This is a genomic window from Acidobacteriota bacterium, assembly GCA_016196035.1.
In the GTDB taxonomy this organism is placed as follows: Bacteria; Acidobacteriota; Blastocatellia; order RBC074; family RBC074; genus JACPYM01.
In genome coordinates, this window is record JACPYM010000010.1 from 89,681 (window position 1) to 109,968 (window position 20,288).

Here is a 20,288-nt window from a genome sequence, read left to right on the forward strand (position 1 = left end):
GGGGACTGCTATGAATTCGTGAAACTGCTGGTGAGGGGATGCCTCTTTCGTGGGCGGGGCGGATAATGCCTCATTATGAAGCTGCGGGGCAAGGTAAAAAAACCTGCTTTTCAGGGTAGAAAACCTGAGTGTCAGGCTACGGCTACTGTGTCGTTGCCGAACCTGACTGGTCAAAGCCAGCAAAGCAAGCTACATTTTCGCCGCAACAAACCAACCCAAAATCAGGAGCAAAAAACGGATGCAAATGCCGGATGGTACACAAAGACATGTCTTGGATTTATTCCGCCTCGACGGCCGCCGTGCGCTGGTCACGGGCGGCTCAAAAGGCCTGGGCCGTGTGATGGCCCAAGCGTTGGCCGAGGCGGGCGCGGATGTGGCGATTGCTGCACGCACGCTCAGCGATTGTCGGCAGGCGGCGGATGAAATTGCTGCCGCGACGGGCCGCCGTATTGCTGCCTTCGCCGTTGACGTGACGCAAGAAACCGATTTGCAGCGGCTCGCAACGGAAATCGAAGCCGCGCTTGGCCCCGTGGATATTTTGATCAACAACGCGGGCATCAACATTCGCGGCCCAATTGCCGAGATTGCCGAAGCCGATTTCAGCACCGTGATGCAAACGAACGTGACCGCTTCGTTTCTATGCACCAAGGTCTTTGGCGTGCCGATGGCAGCGCGTGGCTGGGGGCGCGTGATCAACCTGGGTTCGATCATGTCGGTCATTTCGTTGCCGCAACGCACTTCGTATGCGACCTCGAAAGCGGCCATCCTGGGGCTGACCAAGACGCTGGCGCTGGAATGGGCGGCGCAAGGCGTAACGGTCAACGCCATTTGTCCCGGACCGTTTGCCACCGACATGAACAAACAATTGCTGAATGATCCGGCCAAATACAAAGATTTCATCGCGCGCATTCCGGCGGGCCGCTGGGGCGAGTTGCACGAGATTGCCGGGCTGGCGTTGTTTCTGGCTTCGGATGCATCGGCTTATGTGACGGGCAGTGCGCTGTTTGTGGATGGCGGGTGGACGGCGCAGTAGGCTGAGATGTAAGAGCCGTGATTACCGAAGGCTGAATCGGCTAGAAAAAGAAGGGGCGATGATTCATCGCCCCTTTGTTTTCACTACCGGAAAACCAGCTATTGAGAGAACACAACAAAGAAACTTCGGGCGCGCCGCTTAATCGTAGCCACCCGTGACACTGCCGACGTTTTGCGCCACGCTGCCGCCGCTATTCATCACTTTGACCAGCGCCGTTTTGAATTTGGCCATCTCTTCTTTGGTGCCGATCGTGATGCGCGAGTGCGTCGGCCAGACTGCCCAGGCGCGTCCGACATAAATCTTCTCTTTCTGCATCGCTTTCATAAACCGCTTGGCGGGCATTTTCACATCCAGCATGAAGCAGTTGCTGACCGAGGGCAGGTAGGCAAAGCCGTTCTTGTCGAGAAAGCTGAAGACGTCTTCGCGGACGTCTTTGATCAGTTTGCGACGTTCGGCCACCAGCGTCTTGGCTTTCAGGCTGGCTGTGGCGGCAACCATGCCGGTGACGGGCAAGGCGCCCGCGCCATAATTTTTCAGCTTGGCCAACAGGTCGGGACGCGCAATCGCGGCACCGGCACGCAAACCAGCCATGCCATAAATCTTCGAGAACGTGCGCAGGATGATGACGTCCTTGTCCATCGAGACGAAATCGCTGGCGAAGGCTTCGTCGCTCAGGTGAATGTAGGCTTCGTCGAGCAGGATGACGCAGCCTTCGGGTTTGTTGGCGATGGCCCAGGCGATGTCGGCGCGCGGCGTGATCGTGCCGGTGGGGTTGTTCGGGTTGCAGATGTAAATCACGCCGGCCTTGTTTTCGTGCGCGGCTTTCACCATCGCTTTGACATCGTGATAGGCGGTTTTTTCGGTAAGGGGCACTTTTATGACTTTCGCGCCGATGAATTGCGCGGCGCGGGTTGGCGCTTCGTAGCCGGGATCACCCATCACCAGTGGTTTTTCTTTTGAGGTATAGGCCAGCGTGACGCGATGCAACGGGTCGCTCGACCCAGGAAAAGGCAGCACATAATCGGCGTCGAGGTCTTCCTGATCGGCTAGCGTCTTGGCGAATTCATCCGTCAGTTCGTAAGAGTATCGCCCGCCGCCTTTGAGCGCCTTGGTCATCGCTTCGATGGCTTCGGGGCAAGGGCCGAGCGGGTTTTCGTTGGCGTTGATCTTGACCGCATCGGCGGGAATCGGGCCGGTTTTGGAAAGTTGGGCGTAAGCCAGATTGGCCTCGCTGTACCAGGGCAGGGCCGCGCCTGCGGTGAGCAAAGCAGCGGCGCGTCCAAATGAACGGCGCGAAAGTATGGTTGGTTGCGGGTTACTTCGAGTAGCGTTTTGAGCAGGGTTCATAGTCGCAAGTCCTCCTGAGATTGACTACCGGTTTAAGCAGAAGCTGACGCGCGGGGCGCAGCCGTGGGAAGTGCCATTGGAGTTGAAACGAGTGTGGAAAGTGGAGCCGCGTCGGGACGGGCATCGCTATAAACGATGGTGCCGACGGCGGCCAGTAAATCGGGTTGGTCAAAGGCGGCGCGCAGCGTTTGATCCAGGCCGATCAAATGCAATTCGCCGCCGCGTTCGCGCTGCCGTTGGGCGAGTTGTTTCAAACAGGCCGCTGCTTCCGAATCAATCGGGCGCGCTTCGGTCAGGTCGAGGACGAGCGTTTGCGCGGTCACTTCGCGCAACAAGCGTTTGAGCACCTTTTCGCTGGACGCAAAGAAGAGCGGCCCGGTCAGCCGGTACATTTGCATCTCGGATTGCAGGCAGGCGGTGAGCGCGCCCGTGTCGCCCGTGCTCACCGCAGGTGGTTCGCTCTGCGGCATGACTGCTTGTAATTGGGTGGATTGCGCAGCGCGTTCGACAAAGAACAGCATTGCCAGAATTGAACCGACGCCGACGCCGACGATCAAATCGCTGATAATCACCAAGCCGAAAGTCAGCAGAAAGAGCACCGCATCCAGCCGATCTGTTTTCCGCAAAGCGCGGAAGCGTTCCCAGCCGACCAGTTGCAGCCCGACCGCGACCGTCACGGCGGCCAACACGACCAGCGGAATCTGGCTGATCAAATTGCGTAGCGGCAACAGAAAGAGCAGCAACACACCGCTATGTGCCAGCACCGACCAGCGCGTGACCGCGCCCGCGCGATGACTGGCCACGGTGCGCGCCAGCATCGCCACACCGGGCGGCGCGCCAAAGAAGGGAGAAACGACATTGGCTAAACCTTGGGCGACCAGTTCACGATTGAAGCGGACTTCGCCGCTAGCTTCTTGCAAGCGGTCAGTGACGACGACGGTGAGCAGTTGATTGATCGTGATGAGTCCCGCGAGCGCAAAGGCCGGATGCAGCAACGCCGAGAAGGCGGAAAAATCCAGCGCGTTCAAGCTGGGATGCGGAAAGCTGTCGGGCAACGCGCCGACCAATGGCAAGGCCCAGCCGGAAAGCTTCGCGGCCAGCGAAGCGCCGACCACTGCGACCAACGAAGCAGGGAAATTCGGTTTCCAAAGCGGCAGCAGGAACATCGCGCCGATCACGAGCGCCGTGATACTCAGCGCGTGCGGGTCACTGTGCGTTGCCACACGCAAGACGGCCCAGCAATCATCAATGATGCCGAGATCGAAACTTACGGGCTGTGGTTTGACGCCAAAAACGACTTTGAGTTGTGAGGAAACGATGACAAGCCCGAGACCGCTGGTAAAACCCGCGACCACCGATTGCGGCAAGTAGCGAAAGAACCGGCCTAGCCGCAGCACACCGATCAGCACCATCAGCACGCCGCTCAACGCGCCCGCCGCCAGCGCCGCGCCGATGCCGTGCGTTTTGACCAGACTCGCCAGCACCGGCACCACCGTCGCCGAAAGCCCGCCCACGACGATGGGCGCATCCGAAAGCATCCCCGAAATGAAACCGCCGATGATCGAAGTGTAAAGACCAGCTTCGGGCGGCAAGCCGATGGCGATGGCGAGCGCCATGCCGTAAGGAACCGCGATCAACGCGGCAATCGTGCCGCCGAAAAAATCACCGCGCCAACTGGTGGTCAGCGCGCTCACGGCGCTGTTGAAGCGTCGTTGGAAGTATTGGCGTATTTGGGGCGCACGCTGGGTGGCCGACACGATTATCGGCTCTTCCAACGCGCGCCCCGTACAGTTTGCAGCTTGCTTGGTCATACTCTTGCTGAATTTGTTTGTAGTCCCACCTTTAGGCCAATGAGGTTGAATTAGCGTTGTCCGACAAGCTGCCAGCTTGTCGCCGGGCTCGGCCCCTACTGCATTCGCCAATACTCGACAAGCTGGCAGCTTGTCGGACAGCCCAGCGCGAATTGCTTAATTCAACCTCATTGGCCTAAAGGCGGAACTACGAACGACCGTGAGCTCATCTCTGGTTACCACATCAGCCGTAAGCTGATTTGCACAACGCGCGCGAAGTTGGCTTGCGAGGTGATGCGTCCGAAGTTCGGATTACCCACCTGCGTGTTTGGCGCGCGGAACACCGGCGTATTGAAAGCGTTGACCGCTTCCAGCCGGAACTGCGCATTGAAGCCCTCGACGATGCGCGTGTTCTTGAGCACCGACAGGTCCCAATTCCGCGTCATCGGCGAACGCACGCCAATCGTGCGCGGCGCATTGCCGAAGGTGTTGGCCGACGCCGCGCTGAAGGCCGCCGCATTCAGATAGCCGTCAATGCGCTGGCTGACTGAGCCGGACGTTGCCGGATCAACCCCCAGCACGATGTTTGGGCGTTGGCCTAAACTGAAGGCGTTCGTGTTGTTGACTTGTTGTGTGAGCGAAAGCGGAAAGCCGCTTTGATAGGTGACGATGCTGTTCAACTGCCAGCCGCCGACCAGACGATCCACCACACCGTTGGCACCCGCCAGTAATGACTTGTTCTTGCCGAACGGCAGTTCGTATGTGCCACTGACGGTGAAACGGTGCGGCGTGTCCACCGACGACAGCCCGTAATCGCGCGCGCGGTTGTAGGTGTCAATCACGCTCGACGTGTTGTCGGGCGCGAAGAAGTTGCCATTGCCCGTGATGTTGTCGAGCAGTTTGCTGAAGGTATATGCCGTCAGAAACGAGAAGCCTTTTGAGAAACGTTTCTGCGCTTTGATGGTCGCTGCGTTGTAAAACGAATTGCCGCCGCTCGCGCCCAGCATGAGCACGTCGCCGAATTGCGGGAACGGACGCAGCAGTTGGGCTTGCGCGACGGTCGCCGAACTCAGGATGCCGACGCCCGCCGGGGTGCCGAAAAACGGATTGGTCACGCGCGTCTGCAAATCGGCGCGCGACATGAATTGCGGCGCGAGTTGGTTGATGTTGAGCGCGCCGTTGTTGATGCCGCCGATTTGCAGGTTGGTGCCGCGCGAGCCGACATAGCCGACCGTCAACGCGATGTTGCCGGGCAATTCGCGCTGAATGTCGAGCGAGTATTGCTGCACGTAGGCAGCTTGGCGGTTTTGATCCACAAACGAGACGTTCTGGCCGACCTGCGTCAACAACCCCAGTGAACTGCCGGTTGGTTTGAGCAAACCGCTCGGGAATGGGTTCGACAGGTAATTGGCTGGCGTCAGCCCGCCATCGTTCGAGGTGACCATATTCGTGATGGCCGAAAAGCCCAGCGCGCCGTAGCCATCCACCGTCGGGCCTAGGCTGAAGATCGCGGGCGCCCACAAGATGCCGTAGCCGCCGCGAAACGTGGTCTTGTTATTTAGCGTGTAGGCGAACCCGATGCGCGGGCCGAATTTGTTCTTTTGCGGGCGCACTTGCTGCGTCGGCGCGCCATTCACGCCCGCGAAGAGCAAGCCGCCTTTGACGCCCAACCCGGCAGGCTGCACCGGAAATGCTGCCGAAGGATCGAAGCCGACCGTGATGTGATCCGCGCGTTCCTGCAAGCCCTTTTCGTATTCGTAGCGCATGCCAAAGTTGAGCGTCAGTTTTTGCGACAGGCGGAAATCGTCCTGCACATAGCCGCCGAAATAGTTGACGTAAACCGACAACGGCGTGACCAGTTGCGTGCTGCCAGCCGAAGCTGTGCCGAGCAGCATGCTAGCCAATTCATTGCCGCCCGCCGTTGTGGCGGCGTTCGGATTCGGCCCTTGCGTGAAGCCGCGCGTGAAGGTGAAGGAGCCGCTCGCCTGCCCGATGTTGTAAAACTCCAGCGAGAGTTTGCGGTAATCGAAGCCCGCTTTCAGGCTGTGCCGCCCCAGCAGCTTTGACACGCCGGTCAGGAAGTTGTGCGAATACCAGCGGCGCTGATTCGGCGCGGCGGAACCGAGCGAACCTTGCGAGGGCGAACCATAAGCGCCGCCCGTGCCGATGGCGGGAAACTTCTTGAACGCGATTTGATTGACGTAACTCGACACAAACCCCAATTGCGCCGGATCGAAGCCCGCGCTGACCGTGTTTACGTTGTCATCGAAAGTGTTGTAGCCGTAACGCACGCTCAAGATAGTCGTGTCATTCAGCGTGAAGATATTGTTGACAGCCAGCGCGTCCACATTGCGGAAGAGCAGGCTGCCGCCCGGGTTGGCGATGTTCTGGTAATAATCGGCCACCGGCTCGCGGCTGCCATAACGCAGGTACGCCGCCGAAGCTTTGTACCAACTGGCGAAGTTGTGATCGAGCTTGAATGTCTGCTGGTCGGCGCGGTCGTTCAGCGTGCTGGTTGCTGCGTAATTGTTGCGCCCCGACGCATCGCCTGGACGATTGGCTTTCGGGAAGAATTGCAGCAGGGCGCGTCCGACCGGGTCTTGCCGGTTGGTCGGAATGATGTTGCCAGCGAAGGCATCGCGCACCAATTGCCCGTTGACCGTGCGCGTGGTCAGCGGGTCATAGACCACGACAGGCAGCCCGCCGTTCTTGGTCTGCGAGAAATTGCCCTGGCGTTCCAAATCGGTCGGGACGGTGAAGGTCTCGCTCAAGAAACTCTGCATGCGATAGCCTTCCATCGCGATCCAGAAAAATGTCTTGTCCTTGCCGTTATAAATTTTCGGAATGTAAACCGGGCCGCCGATGGAGCCGCCATACAGCCCGTAATCGGCAGCGGGCCGTTTGATGCCGTTGCGATTGTTGAAGAAGTTATTTGCTTGCAGCGGATTTGGGCGCAGGAAGCCGAATAGGCTGCCGTGCAATTGATTCGAGCCGGAACGCGCCGCCACGTTGAAGACACCGCCGCCCGTGCGCCCTGCTTCGGCGTCGTAATTGTTGACCTGCATCTTCAACTCTTGAATCGCCTCGAAGGTGGGAATGATGACCGCGCGGTTGCCGATGTCGGCAATGGGCACGCCGTCCAGCAAATAGTTGTTGCCGCGCACCGGGCCGCCCGCGAGCGAAATTTGCGACGAACCGCTTTGATCCTGTTGGCGATTGAAGGTTGGGTTGCCCGCCGGAATGTAGTTCGGCGAGATGGCGGCGAGCGAAAACGGATTGCGCCCCGAATTGGGCAGATCACTCAAGAACTGTTTGCTGATGACCTGTCCGACAGAGGCGTTGGCCGATTCGATCAAGGGCACTTCATCGGTGACGACGACGGTCTCGGCTACGTCGCCGATTTCCAGCGCCAGATCAAGCGTGATTTGTTGTTGCGTCTCAACCAGGATGCCGGTGCGGTCAACCTTCTTGAAGCCCGCCCGCGTCACCGTGATCTTGTATTTGCCAGGGTCAACGCGCTCGAAAACATAGCCGCCCGCTTCGTTGGCGACGGTCGTGCGCGCAATCTGTGTCGCTTCGTTGAGCAACGTGAGCGTCGCACCGGGGAGCGCGCTGCCTGAATTGTCATGCACCGCGCCGCGCAGGCTGCCCTGAAAGGATTGTCCCAGGCCCACGGTCGCGCCGCCGCAAAGCAGCGCGCAGCCCAAACACAAACGGGTCAGGGTTTGTAAGTAGGGATTGAAAAAAATGTGCCGAAGAATCGTGGTAACACGGGTCAATGTTTTGCCCGCGCAAACAGGTTTTGCTAGCATTCGCGCACTCCTTCCTGATCGTAACGAGACGGAAGTTGAAGAAGACCCCGCGACAGGCCGCCAAGCTCACGCGGGGTTTTCGTTTGTTTTTATTCGGATGAATCTCAGTAAACAACGCAGCCGCTGACGGCAACCTTTAAGTAAGTGGACAAAAGTTCTTGCACAAAATCTTTTCACCACGAAGAAACGAAGGACACGAAGAGCAGCGAAGAAACGTCAATGTTGAGCAGCAACTTCCTGCTTCCGCTCTTCGTGCTCTTCGTTTCTTCGTGGTTGTGAAAGAACTTTTGTCTGCCTACTTAGCTGCCAGCCAGCCGGCAAAGACACCTCACGATTTGCATTCGGTATGCCAAACCCGGCGCGCCGCCGTGCCAACGCAGTCAAAGTGCTTCGCTTACTTCAGGATGAACCTGCTGGCAGGGCTGGCGGTAAGCGGAAAAAGCGGCAGGCAAAGGCGCACAAAATTGTTTGGTTGTGGCTGGAATCTGAAAAAACTGTAGGTTATGTGAATGAGGACAACCGTCTGTAACAACGCGAATAGCATGTGCCACCTGGGTACGCACCGCTTCCAGCGTGCAGTCTCGGTGGCAGATCACTTCCTTCCGGCAGGAAAACCTCTGTTGCCAAGCCTGCACGCTGGAAGCGGTGCGTACCCAGGTTTCTTGCCGCTGCGACTGCAATAGACAAATATGTCGCGGGCCGAAAGACGCGGCACGGAATTGTCGCTTGATGGGCAGTGAATTATTTCTGGCGTTGCGCCAGCGCATTGCGCTGACTCACGACATAGGCGCGAATGGCCTCGACCTGTTCGACGGTCAACGCCTGTTTGAACGCGGGCATGCCGGCTTCGGCACGCGCGCCGTCCCGCACGATCTGCTGATACTTGCCAAAAGTGCTCGGCGCTGAGAGTTTCAAGTCCGGCAACACGCCGCCGCCTCCCACCGCTGTTAATCCGTGACAAACGGAACAGTGTTGCGCAAACAAACCTGCTCCTTGGGCGAGTGTTTCTTTCGACGCTGTGAGTTCGAGCGACGTGATCTTTGGCATCACAGGCGGCGCGCTCTGGGCCAATATGCCTTTGCCATTCAACGCAAAGGTTAGCAAGCGTCCGGGCACGACCGGCGCGGGTGAATAGCCGCCCGTCAGCGCAAACGCGCCGCCCCAGCCGGCCATGATCGAAACGTATTGCACGCCGCCCAACTCGTATGTCATCGGTGTTGCGATCACGCCCGTGCCGACATTGACCTCCCACAGCTTCGCGCCTTTGTCCGCGCTGTAGGCGATGAAGCGGCCATCCGACGTGCCCTGAAACACCAGATTGCCCGCCGTGGTCAGCGTGCCGCCGTTCCACATCAGTTGGTAAGGCGCGCGCCAGCGTTCTTTTTGCGCGACCGGGTCCCACGCCAACAGATGGCCCGTCGGGATAGTGGGCGGCAATTCAACAAAAGGCGTCCAGTCCAAGCCGACATTCCACAAGCCGGGCCGGTACTGAAAACGCTGGTCGCGGATGTAGACAAAACCGTTCTCTTGCGCCGGGATATAAACCAAACCCGTTTGCGGATTGAAGGACATTGGCATCCAGTTGTGCGCGCCCAATGGCCCAGGCATCTGTTGCGAGGGCGCGTCGGGATAACGCACACCGGGGTTTTCGATAGGCCGCCCAGTTTGTTTGTCTACGCCTTTGGCCCAAGTCACCGTGGCGTAGGCTTCCGCCGAAAGCAACTCGCCGGTCGCGCGATCCAGCACGTAAAAGAAGCCATTCTTTGGCGCTTGCATCAATACCTTGCGCGCGCGCCCGTTGATTGTGAGGTCGGTCAAGATCATGTGCTGCGTTGCGGTGTAATCCCACTGATCGCCAGGTGTCGTTTGATAATGCCAAACCAATGCGCCCGTCGCCGGACGCAGCGCGAGGATTGAAGACAGATACAAATTGTCGCCGCCGCCGGGGCTGCGCACGTGCTGATTCCACGGTGAGCCGTTGCCTGTGCCGACGTAAAGCAAATCGAGTTGCGGGTCATACGCCACGGAATCCCACGGGGTGCCGCCGCCGCCAACCTTCCACCATTCGCCTTTCCAGGTGGCCGCAGCTTTTTTCAACGCTTCGTTCTCGAATGGTTTCGCCGGATCGCCCGGCACGGTGTAAAAGCGCCACGCCTGTTTGCCGGTCGCCGCGTTGAAAGCCGACACATAACCGCGCACGCCGTATTCGCCGCCGCCATTGCCGATGATGACGTTGCCTTTGACCACGCGCGGCGCGGCGGTGATCGTGTATGACTGCGTTTGATCCACCGTCACGACTGACCAGACAAGCTTGCCCGTCGCGGCATCGAGCGCGATCAAACGGCCATCGAGCGTGCCGACGTAAACCTTGCCTTGATACAGCGCGACACCGCGATTGACGACATCGCAGCAGGCCTTGGAACCGAAACGATGCGGCACTTGCGGATCGTATTTCCAAAGCAGCTTGCCAGTCTTGGCGTCCAGCGCATAGACGATGCTCCACGAACCGGTCGTATACATCACGCCGCCCGCGACCAGTGGTGTGGCTTCGAGGCCGCGATCTGTTTGCGTGTCGAATGACCATACCAGGCCGAGTTGCTTGACGGTATCGGCGTTGAGTTGTTTGAGCGGCGAGAAGCGCGTCTCGGCATAATCGCGCCCGTGCGTCAGCCATTCGCTGGCGCGCGTTTCGACGTTGCGGAGCGCGGCGTCATCAATCGTCTTTTTCTGTGCTGGTGTCGAGAGCGAACAAAGCGTGAGCCAGCCGCAAATGGCTATCAGTAAGAATGCGCGTTTGGTTTGCATAGTCGAAAGCCTCCGTGGCAACGCTGATAGTTGAATGAATCTGGGTACGCACCGCTTCCAGCGTGCGGCTTCGATGTCAGACCGAATCAGGCCGGAAGGTTTCCTTTCAGCCGCAATCCGTCTGCTGCCGAGTCCGCACGCTGGAAGCGGTGCGTACCCAGGTGTGGGCTGTTACTTCACTTTGCCCGGCCCATACAAGGCGCGCCCCACTTTTGCGCCCGTGTGTTCGCCGTCTTTCAGCACTTGCTGGCCGTTGACGAAAACGTGTTGCACGCCGACCGAGTATTGATGCGGTTGCTCAAACGTCGCCTTATCGGCAATCGTGTTTGGATCGAACACGACGACATCGGCGAAATAGCCGGGTTTCAACAACCCGCGCCGGTCGAGTTCCAGCGTCGCGGCGGGCAGGCCCGACAACCGGCGCACGGCTTCTTCGAGCGAAATGACTTTTTCCTCGCGCACGTATTTGCCCAGCAGCCGCGCAAAACAACCATAAGCGCGCGGATGCGTGGACGACTTCAGGAACGCGCCTTCCGCCGCCATTGACGCGGCGTCAGAACCGAACGAGACCCAAGGCTGGGCGATCTGCTTTTTGATGTTCGCTTCCGACATCATGAAATAAACCGTGCCGACGCGCGAGCGGTCTTCCAGGATCAAATCCATCACGGTGTCGGCCGGGTCTGTGCCGCGCAGCTTGGCGACTTCGGCGAGCGTTTTGCCCGCCAGCGGTTTGAGTTTTTCCGAGCGAAACCCGGCCAGCAGGATGCGGTCGAGCGAGCCGGGCAGCAGGAACATGTTTTCCCAGTCGTTGGTCGGCGTGCGCATTTCGGCGGCGATTTTCTGGCGCGTGGCTGGGTCTTGCAGCCGTTTGTACAGCGCTTCGTAACCGCCATCCAACACCCAGGGAGGCATCGTCGAAGTCAACCCCGTCGCGCCCGCCGTGTAGGTGTACATATCGGCGGTGATCTTCAAGCCCTGCCGGCGCGCCTCGTTGATGCGTTTGATGACGGCGTCCAGCTTCGGCCAGTTCTGTTCGCCCGAAGCTTTGAGGTGATAAATCTCGGCGGGCAGCTTGGCTTCGCGCGCGATGCGGATGGTCTCTTCGACGGCCTCCATAAACTGGTTCGCCTCGCTGCGGATGTGCGCGATGTATTTGCCGCGATATTGCGACGCCACTTTGCACAGCGCGATCAACTCGTCGGTCTTGGCGAAAAAGTTGGGCGGATAGATCAGCGCCGTCGTGACGCCCAGCGCACCCGCTTCCATCTCGCGGCGCACCAGGTCTTTCATCTGTTCAAGCTGGGCGGGGGTGGGCGCTTTGTCTTCCAGCCCGATGACGTGCGTGCGCACCGTGCCCGCGCCGATGAACGAGGCGACGTTTTGCGAGATGCCGCGCTGTTCGAGATAGCGCAAATACTCGGCCAGCGTCGTCCAGGGCATGTCGTATTTGTAATCGCCCTGCGCGGCCAGCGCCGTGCGTTTCATCTCGTCGCTCAGTGGCCCCATCGAAGACTCGCCGAAAATCTGCGTCGTCACGCCCTGCCGCAATTCGCTGAGCGAGCGGTAATCCACGATCAGCGAGGTCTCGGAATGCGAGAGCATGTTGATGAAACCGGGCGCGACGGCTAGTACTCCATCAAGCTGTAAGTGATGGATGCTGAGAGCGCATCCGGGATGTAGGGCGGGATTAAATCCCGCCCTACATCCCTCATTTTCAGCTTGATGGAGTACTAGGCCCTTGGCCTCCACTACGGTCGTGGATTTGGCTTTGGACAGATCGCCCAGCGCCACGATGCGGTCGCCTTTGATGCCGACATCGGCGCGGCGCGGTTTGGCGCCGGTGCCGTCATAAAGCGTGCCGTTGCGGATGATGAGGTCATAGGTGCGCGCGGTCTGGGCGCACACGAGTGAAAAGGAAAGGAAAACGAGCAACAAGCTAACGAGTGGTTTTTTCATCTTGTGGTTCTCCAACTGAAGAGAGTGCTGCCACGACTTCTATTGCGGCATTTCACGGCATTTGGACTTGTGCTACCTTACGCCGCATGGAAGAAACGCTTTTACAACGCATCACACTCAACCCCGAAGTTTGCTTTGGCAAACCGACCATTCGGAACATGCGCTACCCAGTCGAAATGATTCTGGATTTGCTCGGCGCAGGCATGACGTTTGAAGACATATTGACCGACTATCCCGACCTGGAAAAAGAAGATTTGCAAGCCTGCCTTTCGTTCGCCGGCAAACTGGTCAAAGTGAACTCCATCCATAAAGTAATCTCGGCCTGATGAAATTCCTGGTTGATGCACAATTGCCTTATCGCCTAAAACTCTGGCTCGTCGCAAAAGGTTTCGACGCCATTCATACAGACGACTTGCCAGCGCAAAGCCTCTCGACGGATCTGGAAATTGTGCGGATTGCGGATGCCGCAGGCCGCGCGGTCATTAGCAAAGATAGCGACTTCCTCAAACTGCACATCTTGCAGCACAAGCCTGCGCAATTACTGATGCTCACCACTGGCAACATCATCAACCAACGATTGCTTGCGTTGGTTGAGCAAAATTTCGAGACAGCTAGCCAGTTGTTCGAGTCCTATCAGGTCGTCGAAATCAGCAACTCCTTCGTCATCGGCCACAGCTTCGAATAGCTACTTCGCCTTTGCCAAATTGACCACGATGTCCCAATGAAAGCGCACAAACTTGTGAATGGCTTCTTCCAGCACGCGTTCCTGATCGCTGTGCGCGCCGTAACCTTTCGGTCCGTCTTCACTGTCGGTCATTGGCCCGACGCCGTAACACTCCACGCCCTTCGCACGCAGATAGGCCATATCGGTCGCGCCCGTGCTCATCGTCGGCAAGGTCACCGTGTTGTAATGCTGTTTGACGGCGGTTTCCAAAACATGAAACGCCTCAGAGTCAATGCGCGAAGGGCGCGCGAGGGGGCGCGTATTGCGGTCGTTTTTGGCGACGGTGACCGCCGGGTCGTTGATGACCTTGCGGATTTCGGCAATCAGATTGTCGAGGTTCTCGTCCGGCAAGGCGCGCACGTCCAGCGTGGCTTCCGCTTCCGACGGAATCACGTTGACCTGATAACCGCCCTTGATGATGTTGGGCGAAATCGAAGTGCGCAGCATCGAATGATGGCGCGGTTCGTTGACGGCGAAGTATTCCTGAATCGTGGCGGACATTTCAGGGTTGGCGACGTTGCGGTAACGGTTCGCTTCGACGGGCATGCTGATGCTGGCGAGGCGTTCAAAGTACGCCTTGGTCGTCTCGTTCAAGCGCATCGGCGTTGACCACGCGGAGAGTTTAGTGATGGCCTGCGACAGATGGACGATGGCGTTCGTGCGCAGCGGCACCGAACCGTGCCCCGCCGGGCCGCGCGCCGTGAGCGTGATGCCGTTCGGAATCTTTTCGGACGTTTGCACGGTGGCGAAACGAATCTGGCCGCCCGTGCGCGTGACGCCGCCGCCTTCGGCAAAGCAGAACTCGGCGTCAATTTCGGGCCAGTATTTTTCAACCATGAACGCGATGCCGAATTGCGTGCTGGCTTCTTCGCCCGCTTCGGCCAGGAAGATCACATCGCGGTCGAGCGGCACGTTCAGTCGTTTGAGCATGACCATCACCATCAGACAGGCGACGGCATTGTCTTTGTCATCCACCGTGCCGCGCCCGTATACATAGCCGCCTTCGCGCGTCGCCGAAAAGGGCGGGTGCGTCCATTTGGCCGGATCAACCTTGACCACATCGGTGTGGCCCATAATCAACACAGGGCGCTTCTTGCCAGTGCCGCGCAAGCGTGCGACCAGATTCGGACGATTGGGATCGTTGGCGAAGGTTTTGTTCTCGATGCCTTCCTTGTCCAACACGGATTTCAGGTAGTCCACGACCAGCTTTTCATTGCCCGGCGGATTGCTGGTGTCCATGCGCAAGATTGCCTGAAAGTGGCGCATGGTCTCTGCTTCGATTTTGGCCCAGTCAGGTTGTTGCGGTTGTGTGGTGGCAGTACTGGCAAAAAGCATGGGTAGCAGTAGCAGCGCAACCGCCGCTTGAATCATTCGCTTGGTCATGAGTTTTCCTTTCGGTTTTTGTGTCTTGAGGATCACGGTAGCGTAACCCGCCGAGGTTGCGCGGTTCGAGCAGCAAACCCCTTCAAGGGAACAACGCGCACTCGGCAGTCACGCAAATTGCACGGCGTAAACTGGCGCGCCAGCCATCCATCATCACGCCGCGCAACCTCGGCGGGTTGCGCTACCGTGACCACCGGTTTTTACTTCACCGCTAACAAACTCGCCGACGTGCGGAAATACAGCACACCTTCAGAAATCGCGGGCGTCGCCAGGCACGGTTCGCCCATGTCGTTTTTCGCCAGTACTTCAAACTTGGGACCGGCCTTGATGACGTTGACGATGCCTTGTTCGGTCGGGCAATAAATCTTGCCATCCGCCGCGACCAGCGAGGCTGAGCAGGCCGAATCCGCGCCCAGCCGTTCTTCATACATCTTTTCGCCGGTCTTGAAATCGAAGCAGCGCAGCACGCCGTTGTGATTGGCGAGGTAGATATAGCCGTTGTAGACGACCGGCGTGGAAAGATAGGCACCGCCATTGGGCGCGCTCCAGACGACGGACTCGTTGCTGGTGGCGCCTTCGGCCAGCGAGATGTCGCCGTGGGCATTGGGGCGCACGGCAAAGAGCGGCGTCTTGCCGCCGTGGGCATTGGTGAGCACGAGCAGGCCATCGGCGACAAACGGCGTCGGCACAGGGATGTCGCCGCCGCCGCGCAAGCGCCAGAGTTCTTTGCCCGTTTCAAAATCATAAGACGCGATGTACGGGTAGCCGTTCGTGATGACCTGCGTGCGCATTTCGTCGGCATGAATGAAGGGTGTGCCCCAACTGTTCTCACACGCGCCTTTGCGCGAAGTGCGCCAGTGTTCTTTGCCATCCGCCAAACTGAACGCCGCGACGAACGGGTCTTTGGGATCGTCGCACAGCAGCACGATGCGATCTTTGTGCAGCGCGGGCGAACTGGCATAGCCCCAGGCGATGCTGCGCCAGGTGACATTGATCGGGCCGAGGTCTTTTTGCCAGAGCAGCTTGCCCTTGAGATCGAGGCAATACAGGCCATCCGCGCCGAAAAAGCCGATCAGGTATTTGCCGTCGGTGACCAGCGTCGTGTTCGCGTGCGAAGCTTTTTCGTGGCGCACCGTCGCGGGCTTGGCTGTGCGGATGGTTTGCTCCCATTTTTTCTGGCCGGACTTTTTGTCCAGACAGAGGATCAGCCAACGTTGTTCGTCATTGTCTTTGGCGGGGCCGACATCGCCGTAATAGCCAATGCGCAACGAAGGCTTGCCGGTCTTGGGCACCGCTGTCGCCAGATAAATCTCATCCTTCCAGATGATCGGGCTGGAATGGCCCAGGCCGGGAATCTCACTGCGCCACAAGACGCCGCCGGATTTGCTTGCTGCCGGGTCTGCGTTCCATTCGGTGCGCGTTGGGAACCCTTCGGCAATACCGAGCGCGCCGGGGCCGCGAAACTGCGGCCAGTTTTGTTCGGGCTTAACAGTTGGTGTGGTTGCGAAACGCGCGGCGGGCAAGGCCGCCACCGTGGCCAATAGGAATGAACGGCGTGAAAGTGACATTTGCGAATCTCTCCTCGTTTTGGTTCAAGCCAGCGTCCGACAGCGCTGATTATGACGTGCTGGCGAACAGTTGGCGTTTGAATTGTCTCCGGTAAACATAGCGTAGGCTGACTGGCCCGTGCTTGTCTACGAGATCGCGGGGATTCGCAGTCAAACGCGGGCCAGTCAACCGACTTTTCGGCTGAGGCTGAAACGAGGGAGGTGCGCTGTCGGCGTGGCGAGAGCTATTGCGCGGGCGGTGCAGCCGGCGGTTTGATGTCGGTGAAATGCGCCGCCGCCAGCCGCCACACGCCATGCTGTTTGACCAGCGTGCCGGTGCAGCGCCAATCGGCCGTATAACTTTTGCCCGCGTTGTTATGGCCTTTGACCTTGAAGCGCGCGTTGTAAATCGCGGTCGTGCCGTAAATGACGACCTTGACTTCATCGGCTTCCCATTCGTCATAACCGGCATTGTTGGCTTTGAACCCGGCCAGCCAGCGGGCTTTCGTGCTGGTGTTGCCGCCGGTCAGCGTGAGGATGTACTCGTCAGTCCAATAACGTTCGAGCACGGCAATATCTTTTTTGAGCAAGGCGACGCGGCCTGCTTCGACGGCTTTAAGCACTTCCTGCTCGGCTTTGTTGTTGTGCGCTGTTTGACCGAACGCCAACGCGGACAGCGTGTAGACGAAGCAAGTGAAAAGCGTAATGCTGTAGATGCGGGTTTTCATGATGAATTCTCCGTGTGGTTAAGGTTGTGGATGGTCGGTGCTATTTCGGCAGAATGCTCAGGTCGGGGCGGAAGAGCAGCGTGTGGCGCTCAAGCTTGGTAATCGCGCCCGGCGGCATTTTGGCCATGACTTTGCGCACTCCTTCTTCGCCAAGCACTCTGGTCAGCGGATTGAGTTGATCCAACTCGGCGAACTTTTCATGTGGTGTGATGACTAGATGCCCCGTTGTCTCGCCATAGCTCAAGGCCGCGCGAATCACACCATAGCTGTCGGATTTTTTCAGCGGCGGCAGCATTTCTGCTTTCATCCAATCCACCACTTCACGCTCTCTGCCATAAGCGATTTCGGTCATCGTGAACGAAGCCAGCTTCGGCGTTGGCGCATTCGCTTTGATGTAACTCAAGTCCGGCCGCACCCGAATCACGAATTGCCGCACGCTGTTGTTCAGGCTGCGCGCCTTGTTCCAGAAAGCGGTGACGGCTTCGCGGCTGCCCAGGCCATTCAGCAGCACGTCATCTGCTTTGTCTAGCGCGGCGAAATTTTCGAGCGGCAGGATGAACCACGATTCATAGCTCTGGCCGTAAACCGAAGTCCAAACTTCCATGTGCTTGCGCCCGCCTTTGACGTTGGCCGGCACGACTTCGTTTTTGATGAACTGGAGCGCCTCGCTCCAAAGTTCGGGCTTGGCGCTGTAAACCGTGACTTGGTACAGCCGCTCTTCGTTGGCGGATTGCACGAACGATTTGCCGGTGGGCGCGGCGGTTTGTGCGAGAGCATTTCCGGCACACAGCAACAACAACACAAACGCCAGCAGGCAAGGGGTGTTTCGTTTCATAGCGGTTTCTCCTTTTTGATGATGGGTGAATGTGGGTTACGGCAGCGGATTCATCGTCACTTCGCGCATCAGCTTGCTGGCGAACTGTTCACCGATCTGAGTGCGCCGGGCGTTGGCCTCCTGTTCCTTTTCGGCTGACCCGTAATGTTTCAACCGGATAGCCGCGACTTTGGGGGTAAGGCCGTCGAGCGCCGCCCAGTTTCTGTAGCCGATTGCGTATGCATAGTCCCAATCGCCAGGGCTGTCGTTGGTGCTATTCGCGTAGAACTTGTAATCCACGATCAGCCCCTGCTTTTTGTATTCGTCGAGGATCGGGCGTGTGTTCCGCCGCATATCCAACAGCACGTCATCGGCTTTACCCGGTAAGGCCCTGACGTAAATGACGCGCCACACCATGCCGGGTGTCGTATGACTTGATGTCTGCGCGAAAGCGCTGGCGGTCAGCCAGCACAGCAAGGTGACGAGCGGAAACAGTTTGTGTGAGATTCTCGGTTGCATACGTTTTTCTCCTTTTTGAATTGAAGTGAATGGTTGGTGGTTATTGGTTGGCCAAAGGCGGCGGTTCTTCCAGCTTGAGTTGTAACTTGGCGCCTGCCATCGTCGCCTCAGTCTCGGCAGCTTGCAGCTTCAGGCTGCGTTCGTAATCTTCGCGCGCTTCGTCGCCCCGGCCCAGCAGCCGTTTCACCCAACTGCGATTGAAGTAAGCGACCGCGAAATCGGGTTTGATCTCAATGGCGCGGTCATAATCGTTGAGCGCGCCTTTCAAGTCGCCCAACGCCTTGCGCGTCAAACCGCGATTGCACCAGGCGGCGGCCCATTCAGGATTGATTTCAATGGCGCGGTTGTAATCGTCCAGCGCGCTCCGGTAATCGCCCAAATCGTGTTTGACGCTGGCGAGGTTGTTAAACACCAGCGCATTGGCGGGCGCCAACTGCGCCGCGCGTTCGTAATCGGCGCGCGCCCCGGCGTAATCCTTGAGTTGCTGTTTGATCAGCCCGCGATTGTTGATGGCCAGCAGCGATTTCGGTTCGAGACGCAAGGCCGCGTTGTAATCGGCCAGTGCGTCTTCCAACTCACCCTGCGCCGCATGGGCATTGCCGCGCTTAATCCAGGCCAAGGTGTATTTGGGATTGAGCCTGAGCGCGTGATTGAGATCGCCAATGGCCTTCGGCAATTCGCCCAGGTCGTAAAGCGCGACGGCGCGGTTGTACCAGGCGCTATCCAATTGCGGGTCGCTGGCGACGGCGAGATTGAAATCGTCGAGCGCGCGCCTGAACTCGCCTTTGGCCATTGCCACATTGCCGCGTTCTAGGTAGGCGCGGGCCGAGTCGGTGCGCGTGTTTTGCGCTCGCACGAGATTGCCTGCCGCTGTCAGCCACAATGCAAGAGCGCAATAGGCAAAGGCTGTTGCTGTCTTGCCTGCGCGCGTGAGTCTTTGCGCTTTGACCGAGTTGCGCCAAGGCACACGTCCGTCATGAGGTTGCTGGAACATCGTTTCACTCCTTTGAAGTTCAGTTGTTGATTGCGTGTTGGCGCGCGCGTTACTTCTGCCCGCGCCAGGTTTTCTTTTGGCCTGCCTTGGACTGATTGGGACGGCTAATCTGCCAAGCTTGTGGCCCTCCCTATTGACAAAGGCGTAATTCAAGGGCAAAAGCGGCCATGCGTTTGCAAAAAGGCTGAATAAATGTGGCCTTGATAATTTGGGCCAACCGCGCAGTTCAACTCATCACCAATAGTTATTTGGAAAGCCTTGCGTATGCCTGCTTCATCTTCACAAGACGTGACACAGTTGCTAGCCGCTTGGAGTGCGGGCGATGAAGCGGCGCTCGCGCGTTTGGTGCCGCTGATCGAAGCGGAACTGGAACGGCTGGCGCGCGCTTACTTGAGCAAAGAGCATCCCGGCCATACGCTGCAAACGACGGCGCTGGTCAATGAAGCGTATGTGCGGCTGATCGGCTGGCAGAATCAGGCCTGGCAGAACCGCGCGCATTTCATCGGCGTGGCGGCCAGCCTGATGAAAAAGGTGTTGGTTGATCACGCGCGTCGCCGCCAGAACCGCAAACACGGCGGTGATCTGGTGCGCGTTTCCTTAACCCACGCGGCGCTCGAACCGAACCAAAGCGATCCCGATGTGCTGACGCTGAACGAGGCGCTGGAAGAATTGGCCAAACTCGACGCGCGTCAGGCCCGCATCGTTGAGTTGAGCTTTTTCGGCGGTCTGACCAATGACGAGATCGCCCACGTGCTGGGCATTTCCGAACGCACTGTCCGGCGCGAATGGAATATGGCGCGCGCCTGGCTGTACCGTGAATTGACAAAGCAGTAGCC

Annotated in this window: 16 protein-coding genes; 5 read left to right on the forward strand and 11 right to left on the reverse strand. The window is 58.5% G+C overall.

The genetic code is table 11. The features are described from left to right. Positions 1–244: 244 nt before the first annotated feature. Positions 245–1,033 carry a 3-oxoacyl-ACP reductase FabG gene (locus HY011_04110; protein MBI3422098.1) on the forward strand — a complete coding sequence of 263 codons (789 nt, stop codon included), beginning with the start codon at positions 245–247 and terminating at the stop codon, positions 1,031–1,033. A 138-nt stretch (positions 1,034–1,171) separates the two neighbouring features. Here HY011_04110 and HY011_04115 read toward each other — a convergent pair whose 3' ends face one another. The 3 genes from HY011_04115 to HY011_04125 form a co-directional block, all read right to left on the reverse strand. Continuing rightward, entirely contained in the window at positions 1,172–2,380 is a 1,209-nt protein-coding gene (locus tag HY011_04115) for a pyridoxal phosphate-dependent aminotransferase (GenBank protein MBI3422099.1), read from the reverse strand. Positions 2,381–2,412: 32 nt separating this feature from the next. Beyond that, complete coding sequence (locus tag HY011_04120) at positions 2,413–4,191, reverse strand: SulP family inorganic anion transporter (GenBank protein ID MBI3422100.1); 1,779 nt, start codon at positions 4,189–4,191, stop codon at positions 2,413–2,415. Between the two features lie 215 nt (positions 4,192–4,406). Then, positions 4,407–7,982 (reverse strand): carboxypeptidase regulatory-like domain-containing protein, encoded by a 3,576-nt coding sequence (locus HY011_04125; protein ID MBI3422101.1) that lies wholly within the window; start codon positions 7,980–7,982, stop codon positions 4,407–4,409. Between the two features lie 158 nt (positions 7,983–8,140). Here HY011_04125 and HY011_04130 point away from each other — a divergent pair, with 158 nt between their 5' ends. Then, positions 8,141–8,482 carry a hypothetical protein gene (locus HY011_04130; GenBank protein MBI3422102.1) on the forward strand — a complete coding sequence of 114 codons (342 nt, stop codon included), beginning with the start codon at positions 8,141–8,143 and terminating at the stop codon, positions 8,480–8,482. Between the two features lie 241 nt (positions 8,483–8,723). On the opposite strand, the gene HY011_04135 is transcribed toward HY011_04130, so the two are convergent. Beyond that, positions 8,724–10,787, reverse strand: coding sequence for a PQQ-dependent dehydrogenase, methanol/ethanol family (locus tag HY011_04135; GenBank protein ID MBI3422103.1), 2,064 nt, complete (start codon positions 10,785–10,787; stop codon positions 8,724–8,726). 171 nt (positions 10,788–10,958) lie between these two features. Beyond that, a complete protein-coding gene (locus tag HY011_04140; GenBank protein ID MBI3422104.1) occupies positions 10,959–12,743 on the reverse strand; it encodes a D-aminoacylase in 1,785 nt (594 codons plus the stop codon). A gap of 86 nt (positions 12,744–12,829) precedes the next feature. On the opposite strand from HY011_04140, the gene HY011_04145 reads away from it, so the two are divergent. Beyond that, a complete protein-coding gene (locus HY011_04145) occupies positions 12,830–13,069 on the forward strand; it encodes a DUF433 domain-containing protein (protein MBI3422105.1) in 240 nt (79 codons plus the stop codon). Next, complete coding sequence (locus HY011_04150; GenBank protein MBI3422106.1) at positions 13,069–13,428, forward strand: DUF5615 family PIN-like protein; 360 nt, start codon at positions 13,069–13,071, stop codon at positions 13,426–13,428. Before HY011_04145 ends, HY011_04150 begins: the two co-directional genes overlap by 1 nt. Here the strand turns inward: HY011_04150 and HY011_04155 are convergent, their stop codons facing one another. From HY011_04155 to HY011_04180, 6 genes are all read right to left on the reverse strand, one after another. After that, a complete protein-coding gene (locus HY011_04155) occupies positions 13,429–14,838 on the reverse strand; it encodes a M20/M25/M40 family metallo-hydrolase (protein ID MBI3422107.1) in 1,410 nt (469 codons plus the stop codon). Positions 14,839–15,050: 212 nt separating this feature from the next. After that, the gene (locus HY011_04160) at positions 15,051–16,418 is read right to left on the reverse strand and encodes a PQQ-binding-like beta-propeller repeat protein (protein ID MBI3422108.1); all 1,368 of its coding nucleotides are present in this window, start codon (positions 16,416–16,418) and stop codon (positions 15,051–15,053) included. A gap of 224 nt (positions 16,419–16,642) precedes the next feature. Then, on the reverse strand, positions 16,643–17,125 hold the full coding sequence (locus tag HY011_04165; protein MBI3422109.1) for a nuclear transport factor 2 family protein: 483 nt from the start codon (positions 17,123–17,125) through the stop codon (positions 16,643–16,645). A 40-nt stretch (positions 17,126–17,165) separates the two neighbouring features. Further along, positions 17,166–17,960, reverse strand: coding sequence for a hypothetical protein (locus HY011_04170; GenBank protein MBI3422110.1), 795 nt, complete (start codon positions 17,958–17,960; stop codon positions 17,166–17,168). Positions 17,961–17,996: 36 nt separating this feature from the next. Continuing rightward, positions 17,997–18,458 (reverse strand): hypothetical protein, encoded by a 462-nt coding sequence (locus tag HY011_04175; GenBank protein MBI3422111.1) that lies wholly within the window; start codon positions 18,456–18,458, stop codon positions 17,997–17,999. Between the two features lie 40 nt (positions 18,459–18,498). Next, positions 18,499–19,452, reverse strand: a complete 954-nt coding sequence (locus tag HY011_04180) for a tetratricopeptide repeat protein (GenBank protein ID MBI3422112.1) — start codon at positions 19,450–19,452, stop codon at positions 18,499–18,501. Between the two features lie 264 nt (positions 19,453–19,716). Here HY011_04180 and HY011_04185 point away from each other — a divergent pair, with 264 nt between their 5' ends. Then, positions 19,717–20,286 (forward strand): sigma-70 family RNA polymerase sigma factor, encoded by a 570-nt coding sequence (locus tag HY011_04185; protein ID MBI3422113.1) that lies wholly within the window; start codon positions 19,717–19,719, stop codon positions 20,284–20,286. Positions 20,287–20,288: the final 2 nt, after the last annotated feature.